General features: G+C 67.2%; 14 protein-coding genes and 1 other RNA gene. 7 read left to right on the forward strand and 8 right to left on the reverse strand.

Annotated features, from left to right (window positions below):
* Positions 1–78 precede the first annotated feature (78 nt).
* A complete protein-coding gene (gene dtd, locus RQH86_RS16015) occupies positions 79–519 on the reverse strand; it encodes a D-aminoacyl-tRNA deacylase (RefSeq protein WP_311239047.1) in 441 nt (146 codons plus the stop codon).
* Here dtd and RQH86_RS16020 point away from each other — a divergent pair.
* The gene (locus RQH86_RS16020) at positions 518–1,534 is read left to right on the forward strand and encodes a lauroyl acyltransferase (RefSeq protein WP_193552511.1); all 1,017 of its coding nucleotides are present in this window, start codon (positions 518–520) and stop codon (positions 1,532–1,534) included. The genes dtd and RQH86_RS16020 overlap by 2 nt on opposite strands.
* Before the next feature lie 49 nt (positions 1,535–1,583).
* Here RQH86_RS16020 and RQH86_RS16025 read toward each other — a convergent pair whose 3' ends face one another.
* Positions 1,584–2,105 (reverse strand): GNAT family N-acetyltransferase, encoded by a 522-nt coding sequence (locus tag RQH86_RS16025; RefSeq protein WP_055847672.1) that lies wholly within the window; start codon positions 2,103–2,105, stop codon positions 1,584–1,586.
* A 241-nt stretch (positions 2,106–2,346) separates the two neighbouring features.
* Here RQH86_RS16025 and ribA point away from each other — a divergent pair, with 241 nt between their 5' ends.
* The 4 genes from ribA to RQH86_RS16045 all read left to right on the forward strand — a co-directional run bounded on the left by ribA (position 2,347) and on the right by RQH86_RS16045 (position 6,031).
* Positions 2,347–3,480, forward strand: a complete 1,134-nt coding sequence (ribA, locus tag RQH86_RS16030; protein WP_311239046.1) for a GTP cyclohydrolase II RibA — start codon at positions 2,347–2,349, stop codon at positions 3,478–3,480.
* Between the two features lie 270 nt (positions 3,481–3,750).
* A non-coding RNA gene (locus RQH86_RS16035) (sX9 sRNA) lies at positions 3,751–3,823 on the forward strand.
* 226 nt (positions 3,824–4,049) lie between these two features.
* Positions 4,050–4,526, forward strand: coding sequence for a PH domain-containing protein (locus RQH86_RS16040; protein WP_055850214.1), 477 nt, complete (start codon positions 4,050–4,052; stop codon positions 4,524–4,526).
* A complete protein-coding gene (locus RQH86_RS16045) occupies positions 4,523–6,031 on the forward strand; it encodes a PH domain-containing protein (RefSeq protein ID WP_311239045.1) in 1,509 nt (502 codons plus the stop codon). The genes RQH86_RS16040 and RQH86_RS16045 overlap by 4 nt, the downstream gene beginning before the upstream one ends.
* Before the next feature lie 82 nt (positions 6,032–6,113).
* On the opposite strand, the gene RQH86_RS16050 is transcribed toward RQH86_RS16045, so the two are convergent.
* On the reverse strand, positions 6,114–7,172 hold the full coding sequence (locus RQH86_RS16050) for a CDP-glycerol glycerophosphotransferase family protein (protein WP_311239044.1): 1,059 nt from the start codon (positions 7,170–7,172) through the stop codon (positions 6,114–6,116).
* Between RQH86_RS16050 and RQH86_RS16055 the strand changes: the two genes are divergently transcribed.
* Positions 7,173–7,997: a glycosyltransferase family 2 protein gene (locus RQH86_RS16055; RefSeq protein ID WP_311239043.1), complete on the forward strand. Its 825-nt coding sequence runs from the start codon at positions 7,173–7,175 to the stop codon at positions 7,995–7,997.
* Positions 7,998–8,196: 199 nt separating this feature from the next.
* On the opposite strand, the gene RQH86_RS16060 is transcribed toward RQH86_RS16055, so the two are convergent.
* The 5 genes from RQH86_RS16060 to def all read right to left on the reverse strand — a co-directional run bounded on the left by RQH86_RS16060 (position 8,197) and on the right by def (position 14,457).
* Complete coding sequence (locus RQH86_RS16060) at positions 8,197–9,474, reverse strand: O-antigen ligase (RefSeq protein ID WP_311239042.1); 1,278 nt, start codon at positions 9,472–9,474, stop codon at positions 8,197–8,199.
* A gap of 152 nt (positions 9,475–9,626) precedes the next feature.
* Positions 9,627–11,348: a glycosyltransferase family 39 protein gene (locus RQH86_RS16065; RefSeq protein ID WP_311239041.1), complete on the reverse strand. Its 1,722-nt coding sequence runs from the start codon at positions 11,346–11,348 to the stop codon at positions 9,627–9,629.
* A gap of 49 nt (positions 11,349–11,397) precedes the next feature.
* Entirely contained in the window at positions 11,398–12,708 is a 1,311-nt protein-coding gene (gene rsmB / locus RQH86_RS16070; RefSeq protein ID WP_311239040.1) for a 16S rRNA (cytosine(967)-C(5))-methyltransferase RsmB, read from the reverse strand.
* Positions 12,708–13,631, reverse strand: a complete 924-nt coding sequence (gene fmt / locus RQH86_RS16075; protein ID WP_311239039.1) for a methionyl-tRNA formyltransferase — start codon at positions 13,629–13,631, stop codon at positions 12,708–12,710. The genes rsmB and fmt overlap by 1 nt, the downstream gene beginning before the upstream one ends.
* A 313-nt stretch (positions 13,632–13,944) precedes the next feature.
* Entirely contained in the window at positions 13,945–14,457 is a 513-nt protein-coding gene (gene def, locus RQH86_RS16080) for a peptide deformylase (protein WP_115514054.1), read from the reverse strand.
* Between the two features lie 131 nt (positions 14,458–14,588).
* On the opposite strand from def, the gene RQH86_RS16085 reads away from it, so the two are divergent.
* Complete coding sequence (locus tag RQH86_RS16085) at positions 14,589–15,725, forward strand: LysM peptidoglycan-binding domain-containing protein (protein ID WP_115529044.1); 1,137 nt, start codon at positions 14,589–14,591, stop codon at positions 15,723–15,725.
* The last annotated feature ends 30 nt before the right edge of the window (positions 15,726–15,755 follow it).

Below are 15,755 nucleotides of genomic sequence, written 5' to 3' on the forward strand. Positions count from 1 at the left end.
AAAGAGAACCTAGCATTATACCAGCGTGAAGCCCGGTCTGCCGGAATCAAGACGGGACCGCTGGTAGAACTGCGCTGGCTAGGGTCTGAGAAGGAAGGTCACCGGGCCGTCATTGACCAGGTCGACAACCATATGGGCACCAAAGCGCCCGGTTTCCACCCCGGCGTGGTGGTTTTCGCGGCAGATCGCCACCAATTGATTGAACGCCCGTTCAGCCTCCAACGGCGGTGCCGCAGTGCTGAAGCCTGGCCGATTACCGGAACTGGTGTCGGCGGCCAGGGTGAACTGGCTGACCAGCAACAGACCGCCGGCAGTGTCGGTGAGCGAGCGATTCATCTTGCCGGCATCGTCGCCGAACACCCGGTAGCTCAGCAGGCGCTCGGCCAGGCGCCGGATCTGCGCGTCGCTGTCGCCGGGCTCCACGCCGACCAGCGCCAGCAACCCGGGGCCGATTTGCCCGACGACCTGGCCCTCGACACTGACCGAGGCCCGGGTAACGCGCTGAATCAATGCAAGCATCGGCTTTCTCGCCCAGCAAACTGTGTCGCGCAGCATGCCCAGCGCTGCCCGCACTGTCACGCGCGGGCCTTCGCCGGCTGCGCTGTTTAGAATTGCGCGGATGAAACCTGATGTCCGCGCTCGACTGCTCTATGCCACCGCCGCCACCGTGGGCCGCTTGCCGTGGCCGCTGCTCAAACGCGTGGCCGATGCGCTGGCCTGGAGCTGGCGCAAGCTCAACGCGCGCGAAGCCCGCGTGGCACGCCGCAACCTGGAACTGGCCTACCCGGAGTTACCGGCCGCGCAGCGCGCGCAGCTGCACGCGCAAATCCTGCAATCGACCGCGCGCCAGACCCTGGAAGTACTGCGCACCTGGACCCGCCCGCCGGCCGACAACCTGGCGCGCCTGCAACGCAACGGGCAGGAGCTCTACGACGCGGCGCTGGCCTCCGGGCGTGGCGTGATCGTGGCGGCGCCGCACTTCGGCAACTGGGAGCTGCTCAACCAGTGGCTGTCCGAGCGCGGGCCGATCGCCATCGTGTACCGGCCGCCCGAGTCGGAGGCGGTCGATGGATTTCTGCAGCTGGCGCGCGGCGGCGACAACGTGCGCCAGGTACGTGCCGAAGGCCCGGCGGTGCGGCAGTTGTTCAAGGTACTCAAGGACGGCGGCGCGGTCGGCATCCTGCCCGACCAGCAGCCGAAGATGGGCGATGGCGTATTTGCGCCGTTCTTCGGCATCCCGGCCTTGACCATGACCCTGGTCAACCGGCTGGCCGAGCGCACCGGCGCCACCGTGCTGTACGGCTGGTGCGAACGCGCTGGCGGGGACCTGCAGTTTGCCCTGCACGTGCAACCGGCCGACCCGGCAGTGGCCGACCCCGACCCGGTGCGTGCCGCCAGCGCACTCAATGCCGGCATCGAACAGATCGCCCGGCGCGACCCGGCGCAGTATCAGTGGACCTACAAGCGCTACACGCTGCGCCCACCCGGCAGCGGCGAGGCCAACCCCTACGCGACCGAGCGGCATCCGCATTGATCGTCGCGCCGCGCCCGCCTGATCGCGCGCGGCAGCCGGGCCGGGTGCGTCAGTCGTCGTGCGGGTCTGCAGGCGTCGCCAAAATGCGTTGATAGAACGCCAGATCCAGCCAGCGTCCGAACTTGAACCCGGCCTCGCGCACGGTGCCGGCATGGGTGAAGCCGAACTGTTCGTGCAGCGCGACGCTGGCCTGGTTACTGGCATCAATGCCGCCGACCAGCACATGCACGCCGCGCTGCTCGGCCGCGGCGATCAGCGCTTGCAACAACGTGCGCCCCAGGCCTTTGCCGCGATGGTCCTGGTGCACATAGATCGAATGTTCGACGCTGTACTTGAACGCCGGCCAGGCGCGAAAGGTGCCGTAGCTGGCAAAGCCCATCAGCGTGCCATCGGCATCTTCGACACCAATCACCGGAAAGCCGCCCGCGCGCTTGGTGGCGAACCAGCCGACCATGCTCTCCGGCAGACGCGGCCGGTAGTCGTACAACGCGGTCGAGTTGGCGATGGCCTCGTTGAAGATGTCCAGGATCGCGCTGGCGTGACGCGCTTCGCTGCAGTCGATAAGACGCATGGGATCCGCTGAGCTGAGAGGTGATCGAATTAGAAAGCATTGCCGGGCGCTGAACAACGCGCGCGGCGCACAACCAATCGGCGCCTGTGCTGTCACTCAATCGCAGCCACTGGATGCAGCGTTCCACCCGATGGTGGCAGCCGCCAGTTGCGAACCACGCGACAATGGCGGCATGCGGCCGGCACTGGCGCGGCGGCGTCCGCCTTGAAGCGGCCGTGGCAATCCCCATCTGGAGTCGTGCATGAGCAGCCCCGTCCCCTCCCCCAGCGCACAGGCCTTCGGCGACCCGGCAGCCATCCGCTGCGAGCGCGCCGCATCCGAGTTGCGCGCCGGCCGGCCAGTGCTGTTGACCGCCGCCGATGGGCAGGCGCGTGCGGTATTGGCGTTGGACAGCAGCACGGCGCAGTCGTATGCCGCGTTCGCACGTGCCGCGCAGGGCCGTCACTATCTGTTCGTCACGCCGACCCGCGCCCAGGTGCTGGGGCTGACTGCGCCGCAGGGCGCGCGCGTGGCCCTGGCCGACTACAGCTACGACCAACTCGCCGCACTGGCCTATCTGCGCGACACCCCGGTGCCGGCGCAGTGGGCGGCTGGCGATGCGCTGGATGCCGGCGGGGTGGAGATCGCGCGGCTGGGATTGCTGCTGCCGGCCCTGCTGGCCGTGGAGCTGCGCGACGTGCACGCCCACGCCGCCTTTGCCGGATGCCAGTCGCTGAGCCTGGATGACCTGAGCAGTGGCTGCGCCAAATCGGCTGCGGCCGGCTTTGAGCTCGTCACCCGCACGCCGGTGCCATTGCGCGGCCTGGGCATGAGCGAATTCGTGGTGTTCCGCGGCGGCGTCGCGCAGCGCGATCAAGTGGCGATCGTGGTGGGCCAGCCCGACCTGTCGGGCGCGGTACCGGTGCGCGTGCACTCGTCGTGCCTCACCGGCGACCTGTTCGGCTCGCTCAAGTGCGACTGCGGCGACCAGCTGCGGCACGGCCTGGCCAAGTTGAAGGATCTCGGCGGCGGTGTGCTGCTGTATCTGGATCAGGAAGGCCGCGGCACCGGCATCGCCGCCAAGATGCGCGCCTACGGCTACCAGCATGCCGGCCTGGACACCATCGATGCCGATGCGCAGCTGGGCTTCGGCCCGGACGAGCGCCGCTACGGCAGCGCGGTGGCGATGTTGCGCGGCCTGGGCATCGGCCGCATCCGTCTGCTGACCAATAACCCGGCCAAGGCCGAGCGGCTGCGCGCCGCGGGGATCGCTGTCGAAGATCGGATCCCGATCACCGGCGATATCACCCCTGAAAACGAGCAGTATCTGCGCACCAAGGCCGCGCGCGCCGGCCATGCGCTGGATGTGGATGCGCTGATTCTGGCTGCACAGTAAGCGCGGGCAGCAGGCTGCCTGGCTAGATGCCGCTGGCACGCAGGCGGTACGTGCCCGGGCCGATGCATCCGGCCATCGGCGCCTGATGCGTGCCCACTGTTGGCGTCTGCCTGATCAATGTTGCGTGTTCGATCGCCATCGCTGCGCGCCATCGGCGTGGGTGTCGGTCTGGGAGACCCGCCGTGTAGCGCAAACGCGCGCACCGATGAGGATCACCTAACGAAACGACTGCGCAGCCACCAGGCGGGCGCTGCCGGTGCTCGCTGCGGCATGCACCACTCACTCCGGTTCTGAGCGTGCCGTCCACACCCACCTGACGACTGCTCGCTACGTTTCGTTAGCCGCTCTTAAGAGCAATCTCGACCACCGAACGTGTTTGCCCGCTGCACCACGACGTCCTCTGTCAGCCGTCCAACCCAGTTCCTCGCAACCCAAGGCCAGAGCGGATGCGCCCTGACCGGGCACCCGGCTATGCTTGCGCACCGCTTCTGCAGGCACGCCTCGTGCACGACGCTCCACCGCCGCACCCCGACATCCTGGTCAGCGCCGCGCCTGCCGACACACCGCCGGTGGACCACGCGCACTGGCAGCAGTTGCCACGCCGTGGCGCCTACGTGGCCGCGGTCAATGGCGCACTTGGCGGTGGCTGTGCCGGCCTGATCGCCGCCGGTGTCATCGTCACTGCGCTGCACGCCTGGCACTACTGGCCGGCGGTGCTGGGCGTGACGCTGGTGCTGGCCATGCTGTGCGCATGGCTGGCAGTCAAACGGCACCGGCTCACGCTGTGGAAACTCGACCAGCATGGCCTGGCGCTGCAACGCGGGCATCTGTGGCAGAGCGACACGCGCGTGCCGATCTCGCGCGTGCAGCACGTGGATCTGCGCCGCGGCCCGATCGAACGCGCCACGCGCCTGACCACGCTGGTGGTGCACACCGCCGGCAGCCGGCTCAATGCGGTGGCGCTGTCCGGCTTGGATCAGGCCGACGCCGAGCATCTGCGCGACCGCCTCGCCCGCCAGCTTGATCATCACGACGACGCGCTGTGAATACCATCGAGCACCCCGGCCACGACGAGCAGCGCCTGCATCCGCTGTCGTGGGTGTTCGTGCTGCTGCAGCAGATTCGCCAGTTCCTGATTCCGTTGGTCGCCTTGGTCGTGTTCGGCAGCCGCGACGGCAGCCGCGATTTTGCCGACCACATCGCCACCGCCGTGGTGATCGCCGTGCTGGTGGCGATTTCGGTGCTGCGTTACTTCACCTATCGCTATCGCATTGGGCAAGACAGCGTGGCGATCCGCAGCGGCCTGCTGGAGCGCAGCCGGCGCGACATTCCATTCGCCCGCATCCACAACGTGGTGGTGCATCAATCGCTGCTACACCGGTTGGCCGGCGTGGCGGAAGTGCGGCTGGAATCGGCCGGCGGGCACAAACCCGAAGCGGAAATGCGCGTGCTGCGACTGGATCAGGCGCTGGCGCTGGAAGATCTGATACGGCGCCGCGCCCACCACGCCGATGCAGCTGCAGCTGCCGTGCAGAGCGACGACCGCACCACCTTGTTGCGCCTGCCGATGGGCGAAGTGATCCGGCTGGGCCTGATTTCCAACCGCGGCATGGTGGTGGTCGCGGCCAGTTTCGGTGTGATCTATCAGATGATTCCGCGCCGGGTGGCGTCCAGCTTTATCGAGACCAATGGCGAGATCGCGTACCGCTACGTCAACCAGATCCATCCGGGTGCAGCCGTCACCACGATCCTGGTGACGATCGCCGTCGTGGCGGTGCTGCTGGCCATGCGCGCGCTCTCGGTGGCCCTGGCCGTGGCGCAATACCACGGCTTTCATCTCAGCGAATCGGAGCGGCGCCTCACCGTGGAGCGCGGCCTGCTGACGCGGATCCGCAGCAGCGTGGCACTGCGACGGATCCAGTCGTGGACGGTGTACGAAAGCCGGCTGCATCGCCTGTTTGGCCGCCGCCAGTTGCGCGTGGATACCGCCGTGACCAACACCGGCGACAACCACGATAGCGCGCTGAAAGAGCTGGCACCGATCGCCGAGCCGCAGCGGTGCGATGCCTTGTTGCAGCGCCTGCTGCCGGGTATTGCGTGGCCGCCGGCGCAGTGGCAGGCGATCGCCACGCACTGCTGGTGGCGGCTGAGCCTGCCGACGCTGCTGATGTTGCTGCCGCTGGTGGCCGGGCTGGCGTGGCAGTTCGGCAGTCAGGCTGCATGGCTGCTGCTGTGGCTGCCGTGGAGCGCCTTCAAGGCGCATCGCCAAGTGCACCGCATGGGCTATGCGGTGGACGCGCGCTATGTGGCGGTGCGTGGCGGCTGGTGGAAACGCTGGTGGCGGCTGGCCGAACTGGACAAGCTGCAGGCGCTGCAGCTGCAACGCTCGCCACTGGATCGCCTGACCGGCACTGCCACGCTGTGGCTGGACACCGCCGGCGCCAGTCCCACCGGCCCGGCCTTGCGCTTGCGTTTTGTGCCTTTGGCGCAGGCGCAGGCGCTGCAAACCCAACTTGGCGCCGCGCTGGCACGGCGCAAGCTGCGCTGGTGATTGGTGATTGGTGATTGGTGATTGGTGATTGGTGATTGGACCAGCCTCGCTGATCGGCAGGGAGATCGCCCACGACCGACGATCAGCGCTGCGCCGGACCCCAATAGCCGAGTTCGCGCCGAATCTGCAGGCCACGCCACAGGGCGCCCAGCGGCTTGCGTCGCAGCGTACCGAGCTTGCCGGCGATGAAATCCTCGGTGGCGGCGATCACTCGTTCGGACGATCTGCCATCGCGATACGGATGGATCGCATCGGCATAACTGGCCAGCGCGCCGCGTAGTTCGGCATCCGGCGCCAGCGCGCGCGCCAGTTGCTGCGGCAACTGCGCCGGCTGCTGAAAGTCCAGCATATGCGGCTGCGGCACGCGGTTGCGGAAGGTCACCACCGGTTTGTGCTGCACCACGAACTCGGAAACGATCGACGAGGTATCGGAGACCAGCACATCGGCCGCACGCTGCGCCGCCACGACCTCTTCGGGCTCGACAAACCGCGCATTGGCACCAGCCAGCGCGCGATAGCGGTCGAACAATTCCGGCGCGCATTTTGGATGCAAGGTAAGCAGCCAGTAGTGCGCACCGCGCGCGATATCGGCGGCGATTTCCTCATACAGCACAGGTGCCGCGCTCAGGCGCTCGGTAAAGGTGGAACCGAACAGGATCACCGGCCGCCCGTTAGCGGGCGCACGCAGCGTGGCGCTGTGCCCGCCGTCATCGCGAAACACCGGATCGAGCTTGGGCCAGCCGGTTTCCACTACCGCAAAATGGCCCTCGCGCGCCGCCAGTACACGAAACGGCGCAGTGGTGGCCGGGCCTTGCGTGCAATACAGATCGAACAAGCCGCGCACACGGAAATGGCCGCGATTGTCCTCGCGCTTTTGCACGTTGAAGCCGTGGAAGAGCTGCACCTTGGCGCCGGAGATAAACGGCGGCACCCAGTTGGCAGCACTGAACACCGCACGCGGACGCAGGGCCAGCGCCTCGCGCAACCCCACTTCGCGCACGCCCGGCAGCACCAGTCCGCGTGCACCGCCTTCGTACCAGGCGGCAACCGTGTCGCCGCGGGCCTGTAATGCCTGCGCCAATGGCGCCAGAATAGGCAACGCGTAACGCTCCGTTGCGAACAGCAGGTAATCGGCCATCACATGTCCTCTTCGACCGCACCCGACGAACGGCCTCGCATTAGCGCCTGCATTATCGCGTTCAACGAGGCCGATCGCCTACGCGACTGCCTGACCTCGCTGGCGTTCTGCGATGAGATCGTGGTGGTGGACTCCGGTTCCACCGATGCCACTGCTGCCATTGCCAGCGCGCATGGCGCGCGCGTGCTGCAACGCGCCTTCGATGGCTACCGCAGCCAGAAGGCGTATTGCGTCGCGCAAGCCGGCCACGACTGGGTGCTGTGCCTGGATGCGGACGAACGCATCAGCGACAGTTTGCGCGCATCGATCCTGACGGCACGCGATGCCGGCTTTGCCGACGCGGCCGGCTACCGGTTCGCGCGGCTCTCCGAGTATTTCGGCCGCTTCTTGCGCCACGGCAATGCGTATCCGGACCGCGTGCTGCGCCTGTTCGACCGACGCCGTGGCGGCTGGCGCGGCAAGCGCGAGATCCACGAAGCGGCCAGCGTCGATGGTGCCGTGGTCACCTTGCGCGGCGACCTGGTCCACTACCCCTATCGGTCGCTGATGCAGCAGCTGGCCAAGACCCAGCGCTACGCACAGATGATGGCCGAGCACGACTACGCCCGCGGCAAGCGCGCGACCTGGAGCAAGCTGGTGTTGGCGCCGGCCTGGCGCTTCTGGCGCGGCTATCTGCTGCGCGGCGGTTTTCGCGATGGCTGGCATGGGCTGATCTACGCCTACGTACGTGCCAACTACGTACGCCAGAAGACCATCATGCTGTGGCTGCTACAGCACAACCAGCCGGTACAGGACCCGCCGCGCGCTGCGGATCAACACAGCGACTGAGCGCGGTCAGCACGGCTGCTGCGCTCATCGCCAGGCGGCGCGACCGATGCGCTCGGTGGCCACGTACCCGTCGCGCAGATGAATCGCTTCGCATGGGCGGGCAGACGCATGACGGCTTGCGCAGGTCTGGATGCTTGTTGGCCGCGCTCAGCCGATCAGGTTCCGAACACGCGAAGCGTCTCCAACTCAGCACCGCTCACTACGCGTTGCCGACAGCCTTCGGCATTGCCGGCTGTGCCTGACGTGCGGCCAGGCCCACCAATATGCCGACCATCGCCGAGTAGAAGCTTGCCGACACCTGGTGCGCGAACATCGACTGGGTCAACCCGCACAGCGCATAGCTGATCACGATCATCACCCCGGCCGCCGCCGGCCCGCGGAACTGCACCTGCCCGCTGCGTCGATGTAAGCGCACGAACACCCACAGCGGCACGCCATAGACCGCAATCAGCAGCAACAGCCCGGGCACGCCCTGGGTGGCACCCCATTCGGCCAGATCGTTATGCGCATGGCCCAGATGGCAGCGCAGCAGCCAGGTGCCGCTGGCACAGACCGGCAACTCGCGCATCGCATCATCGAACCGACCTACACCGACGCCGGTCAGCGGATGCGCGCGCAAGGTATCCCAGGCCACATGCAGGCGTTCGATGCGGGCCCCGGCAGACGAATCGCTGTCGCCCACTTCGTAGCGTTGCAGATCGCTCTGCAACTCGCCCAGGCGCATCTGGTCGGTCAATGCGGGCACGCTGACGACCACGCCCACCGCCAGCACCGCACCGCCGACGAAGGTCAGCAGCCGCATGCGCGCGCTATGCCACGGCGCGCCCCAGGCCAGCACGCCCACGGTGGCCAGCAACGCCAGCCACACGCCACGGCTGCCGCTGAGCACGATCACCACCACCGCTGCGACCGCCGCAGCGACCAGCCAGCGCACAGCGCCGACCGGACGACAAAACGCCACCACCACCAGCAACATCAGCGCGATGTCGGCAAACACAATCGCATTGGTAAAGCCTTCTGCACGGTCGGCGCCATTCATCACCTGCAGCAATGCGATCAACATGGCCGCAAACACGCCGGCCAACGCGCCCCGCCACAGCCAGACCTGACGGGGTTGCAAGGCGTAAGCCCATAACGCCGCCCAGGGCAGCACCAGAAAGCGCGAGCGGTTGTCGACATCGCGCAGGCCGTGCTCGAACAAGGCGATCGACAGCAGCGACATTGCGATCACGACCACCGACAGCCACCCCACCGCGCGCAACGCGCCGCTGCGCGCCGCGATGCCGGCACGCAGGCTGCGCCAGCCGACCAGCGAGCCAAGCAACAGGCACAGGCCGAACGGCAGCAAGCCGCTGGGCATGCTCACCACCAACGCGGTCAGCGTGAACACCCCCAGCTCGGCGATGCCCACGCCCGCGCGCGATGCCACGGGTGCGGACTGCGGGAGCGAAGTGGGCTGGGTACGCAGTGAATTCATTGAAAGATCGGTGGCGGAAGGGGGCGAGACAGGCACTGCACGTCAGCGACGCCGACCAAGCTAACGATGTCCCGCATGAATGACTGCTAGACAATCGCCAGTCACTGCAGTGGCCTGATGCAGGCAGGACCTGAAATGCGCGCGTGAAGGGCTCATTCGACGTCCAGGTTGCCCTGCTCCTTTTCTTCGACCGCCCGCTCCGTGGAGCTGGCCACGCAGTCGCCGCGCACCGCATCGCCCGGCACCAGCCACCAACGACGTCGATTGGCCACACCGACCAGCTGGCTGCGACTGCGGTCTACGCAGCCCAGCAGCGCCGTCTCCTGCGCCATCAACCAACGCTGCCCCGGTTGCTCGGCCTGCCAGGCCACGCCGCGCCGCAGCTGTTCTTCCCATGGCACCTTGAAGCCGAAGGTCTGCGCCGGGCGGTCGGCCATCAGCAGGTTCTGCTCCTTCCATGCCACCAGGCCGAGCTGGGCATCCGGGCCGATACGGCGCCCGACCTCGCGCATCACCGCACCGGCCGAACTGGAATCGTTGAAGATCGGGTAGCAGACCAGCCCGAACGCCACCCACCACGCGCCCAGCAGCGACACCACCGCCAGCGCGGAGCGGCGCACGCGCAACAGCAGCAGGCTTGCCACGCCCCAGGTACCCACCGCCAGCAGCAGCCAGCCCAGCGGGTCGGTGGCTTCGCTGCCGACCCCGCGGCTGTCCATGATCTTCTGCTCGAATCCGGGGTGCCCGATCAGCATCGCCGCCCCGCCTGCGGCGAAGACCACAGTCAGCAGCAGCGCAAAACCGAACAGCACCCGCTGCACCCCGACCCGGCGCAGCAAACCCGCGGCCAACGGCGCCAGCGCCAGACAGAACATCGGCAACGCCGGCAGGATGTAGACATCGCGCTTGCCGCTGGGGATGGTGAAGAACACCAGCACCAGCAACCACCACGCCAACGGCAGCAGATAGCGCGCATCGCGCCGGCGCAACCGCCGCCGCCACGCCGGAATCGCCCATGGCAACAGCAGGACGGTCGGCATCCACATCGTGGCCATGCTCTGCAGGTGGTACCAGATCGGCTGCGCGTGATCCCACGAACTGGCGTAGCGCTTGGCGGTCTGGCGCAGCAGGATGTCGTTGAGATACACCCGGTATTCGGGCTGGCCGGCGGTCAGCGCGGTGACCATCATCGGCACGAACCACAGCGCGATCGCCACGAAGAAGAACAGCGGCCCGAGCCAGAAGCGGCGGTCGCGCACATGCACGCGCACACCCGGCCAACCGCGTGCGGCGGCAATGCCGGCCGGGATCAGCATCAGCAGCGCGATGATGCCCACGCCCTTGGTGATCACACCCAGCCCGGCGGCAAACCAGCCCAGCGTCCACCAGCGCCAGGCCGGGCCCAGCAACAGATGCCGCAGCAGCCCGTAATTGGCCAGGGTGATCCAGAACACCACCAGCGGGTCGATCTGCGCCTTCTTGGCCTGGAAGGTGAAGTGCAGGGTGAACAACAGCAGCCACGCGGCATACACCCCCACCCGCCGGGTCCACAGCCGCCGCCCCAGGTCGTACACACAGGCCAGCGTACCCAGCGCCGCAAGCAGCGACGGCAGCAGGAACGCCACCCGCCAATTGCCCAGCAGCGTATAGAACAGCGCCTGCAGCCACATCAGCATCGGAGGCTTGTCCGAATACAGCTCGTTGCCGCGATGCGGGAACAACCAGTCCCCGCTCAGCACCATCTGCTTGGCGACCAGCGCAAAACGCGGCTCGTCCGACGGCCAGGGGTCACGCAACCCCAGCCCGGCACCGATCACCAGCACCGCGGTGATGGCCAGCAACCAGAAATCCTTTGAAGCACGGGTCTTGAGCATGGAGGGCGGCAATGGGACGCGAAAAGGGAGCGCCGGCATCGGCGCGCGATCAGGACGCTTTTAGCAAAAGCGCGTAGAAGAAACCGTCGCAGTGTTGCTCGCCGGGAAACCGCTGACGTCCCGGGCCCGCCGCATGGCCGAACTGCGCACCCAAGGGCTGCGCCTGCGCATCGGGCGTGCGTTGCAGGAAGGCCTCTACTTGCCCCTGGTTCTCGCGCGCCAGCAGCGAGCAGGTGGTGTAGAGCAGCTGGCCGCCCGGACGCAACGTGCGCCACGTCGCATCCAGCAAGCGCGCCTGCAGGGCGCACAGCGCATCGATGTCATCGGCGCGGCGGTGCAACAGCACATCCGGCTGACGACGCACCACGCCGGTGGCCGAACACGGCGCATCCAGCAGTACCGCATCGAAGGGCTGACCGTCCCACCATGCCGCCGGGTCGGACGCGTCGGCCGCATGCAACGCGACCTGCGCGTTCGGCACGGTGCGCTGCAACGTCTGTTGCACGCGTTCCAGCCGGCGCGCATCCACATCCAGCGCGGTGAGCTGCAACTGCGGGTAACGCTCCAGCAGATGCGCCGCCTTGCCACCGGGCGCAGCGCAGGCATCGAGTACCCGCGCCGCCGGCGTCAGCGTCAGCGCGTCGGCCACTTGCTGCGCGGAGCCGTCCTGCACCGAGACCTCGCCGTCGGCAAAGCCCGGCAACTGGCTCACCGGCACCGCACTGTGCAACCGCAGCGCATCAGGCAGCACCGTGTCGATCTGTGCGGCGATGCCCACCTCTGCCAGCCGCGCCACGTAGGCGGCTGGGTCGGTGCGCCCGCGATGCACGCGCAGCCACATCGGCGCCATCTGCGCGCTTGCGACGAAGATCGCTTCGGCCTGCTCGCCCCAATCGGCACGCAGCTGCTTGCGCAACCACGACGGCCAACCGGCATCGTCCGAGACCGCCGGAAATCCTTCGCGCTGCGCACGCCGCAGGATCGCGTTGACCATGCCGGCCTGGCGCGGCCGGCCCAGCGCGCGACACGCCTCCACGGTGGCCGACAGCGCCGCGTGCGCGGGCAGTTGCAGCACGTCGAGCTGAGCGAAGCCGGCCATCAACAATGCCTTGAGTTCGGCATCGCGCGGCGGCAGCGGGCGTTCCAGCCATTGCCGCAAGGCGACGTCGTAGGCCGGGCGGCGCCGCAGCACTGCAAAACAGATCGCCTCCACCAGCGCGCGATCGCGCGGATCGGCAATGCCAGGCAGCGCAGCGGTCAGTTCGGCCTTCAACGAACGGCCCTGGTCGAACACGGCCGTGAGCACCTTCGCTGCCGCCAGCCGTGAGGCGACGCCGGCCGCCGCGGTGTCGGCGGCCATCAGCGCAGCGCCGGCAGGTCGCGGCGCGCGTTGAGGTAATCGGCGGCGGTGATCGCCTTGCCGCCCTCACGCTGCAATACGCGCACCCGCAGCGCGCCCTGCCCGCAGGCGATGTCGATGCCCTGCTTGCTGGCGGCCAACAAGGTGCCCGGCGGCTGTTGATGGGCCAACTCGAGCGCCACCGCGCCATGCAGACGCACCCGCTCGCCGGCCAGCGTGGCCTCGGCCACCGGCCACGGATTGAACGCACGCACGCGCCGCGCTAGTTCTTGCGCCGGCTGCGCCCAGTCCAGCCGCGCCTGCGCCTTGTCCAGCTTGTGCGCGTAGGTGACGCCCTCGCCCGGCTGCGCTTGCGCCACCGGGCGAATGCCGGCACGCAGCAAGCCCAGGCCATCGGACAGCACCTGCGCACCCAGCGCGGCCAGGCGGTCGTGCAGCTGGCCGCCGGTTTCCTGCTCACCGATCTCGATGCGTTGCGACAACAGCACCGGGCCGGTATCCAGACCGGCTTCCATCTGCATCAGGCACACGCCGGTTTCGGTATCGCCGGCCTCGATCGCACGCTGGATCGGCGCGGCGCCACGCCAGCGCGGCAGCAGCGAGGCATGCACATTCCAGCAGCCGTGGGTCGGCGCAGCCAGCACCGCCTTGGGCAGGATCAGCCCGTAGGCCACCACCACCATCAGATCGGCATTGAGTCCGCGCAGCGTGGCCAGCGCCTCGGGCGAGCGCAGCGTCTGCGGCTGGTACACCGGAATGCCGCGCGCGATCGCCTCCAGCTTCACCGGCGACGGCGTCAGCCCGCGACCGCGACCGGCCGGCCGATCCGGCTGCGTGTAGACCGCCACCACTTCATGTCGTTGCGCGGCAACGCGTAACGAGGCGACAGCGAAGTCCGGCGTACCGGCGAAGACAATTCTCATAGGGCTGGGATTCGGGAGTCGGAATTGGGGATTGGCAACCGCGGGTGACGCAGCCGAATGGAATCGGCGGGCCGATGAGTGGGGATTGGGGAAGTGGGATTGGGAATTGGCAACAGCGGTTGGCTGGTGCTTTCAGTCGCCGGGATGGACAGGCCGGACTTCACACCAGGTCTGTGCAGAGACACACGACCTCGCGCCCCATGCATGACGCCGTCGATCAGGTTTATTGAACAAACAGACTGCACACCGGCGTCAACACGTGCACGGGGACCGCATTTGCCAATCCCCGCTCCCGAACCCCAAATTCCCGCCCTCAAGCCACATGCTTGCGCATTTTGGCCAGCTTCTTGCGCACCATTTCGCGCTTGAGCGGCGACAGGTAATCCACGAACAACTTGCCGTCCAGGTGGTCCATCTCGTGCTGGATGCATACCGCCAGCAGGCCATCGGTGCTCAGCTCGTGAGGCTGCCCATGACGGTCGAGATAACGCAGGGTGATCGCATCGGCGCGGCTGACATCGGCAAAAATGCTCGGCACCGACAGGCAGCCTTCCTGATACACCTGCTCGCCCTGTCTGGTGATGATTTCCGGGTTGACGAACACCTGCGGGGTGTTCTTTTCCTCGCTGACGTCGATCACCAGGAAGCGCTTGTGCACATCCACCTGACTGGCAGCCAGGCCGATGCCGGGCGCCTCGTACATGGTCTGGAACATGTCATCCAGTAGCGTCTGGAACGCCGGGCTGGTGACTTCTGTCGCATCGACCGGCACGGCTTTGGTGCGCAGCCGCGGATCGGGAAATTCGAGAATAGGGAGCAAAGCCATGGGGTTACCCGTCCAGAAACACCGGCGCGGCGCCGGCAAGACGGGGGCATTCTAGCGCAATGCTTGCGTGGCGCCCCGGTTTCTGGACTATAGTGCGCGGACCTGTTGGGGAATCAGGCAAGAAGGCACTCATGTTGAACCGACTTCGTACGGTCGTCGCTGCGGCGATGCTGACCGTCGCGACCTACGCTGCCGCGCAAGCGGTGGGCGAGCATCCAGACACCTATGTGGTCCGCAAGGGGGATACCCTTTGGGACATTGCTGGGCGTTTTTTGCAAAAACCATGGCTGTGGCCGGAAATCTGGCAAGCCAATCCACAGATCCAGAATCCGCACCTGATCTATCCGGGTGACGTGATCAGCCTGGCCTACCTGGACCGTGTGGGGAAAGGCACGATCCAGCCCGGCCCGCGCCAGGAAGCGCCCATCAACGCGATTCCGCTGGCCGATGTCGAGCCGTTCCTGAAGAATCTTCGCGTGGTCGAAGACTTTGACGAGCTGCCCTACGTGGTTGGCCTGGAAGGCGGACGCTCGCGCGCCACCACCGGGCAGGTCGCTTATGTGGTCGGTCTGGAAGACGCGCAGCCGGGCCAGCGCTTTGCGGTGGTGCGTCCGACCGTGAAGTTCAGCCTGCCCAAGCACAACGAAGACCTGGATATGGCGGGCAACATCACCGCCGGCTCCGGCAACATCTGGAAGAACTTCATCGCGCCGAGCACGCGCCGTGAGTTCCTCGGCTATGAGATGGCGCAGGTCAACGTCGGCACCATCACCCGCAGCGCGGCGGGTGGCAATTCCAAGGCGGCGACCTTGCTGCTGCAGGACAGCGGCCGCGAAGTGCGCGCCGGCGATCGCATCGTGGCAGTGGAAGCGCAGCCGTACGATCTGCAGTTCATCCCGCATCCGCCGTCCGACCAGGCGCTGCAGACCGAGCTGCGCGTGCTGGCCATTTCCGACGCCTTCATCGTTGGCGGTACCCGCGACGTGATCGCCATTTCCGGCGGCGCGCGCGAAGGCATCAACAACGGTACGGTGTTCTCGATCTGGCGCAAGGGACGCACCGTCAGCGACCGCGTGAAGCATTCGCGCTTCTCGCGTACCGATGACGATTTCAGCGGCCCGTCCGGCTCCACCGTCGGCCTGCCCGATGAATATGCCTCGCACGCGATGGTGTTCCGCACCTTCGACAAGGTCAGCTATGCGCTGGTGATGGAAAGCGTCAAGCCAACCGGCCTGGGCTACTTCGTCAAGCATCCTGACGCGCAGTAATCTGAAAGTCCGATGCGGTAACGCGACGGC

This window comes from Xanthomonas sp. WCS2018Noco2-27 (assembly GCF_031843525.1).
Taxonomy (GTDB): domain Bacteria; phylum Pseudomonadota; class Gammaproteobacteria; order Xanthomonadales; family Xanthomonadaceae; genus Xanthomonas.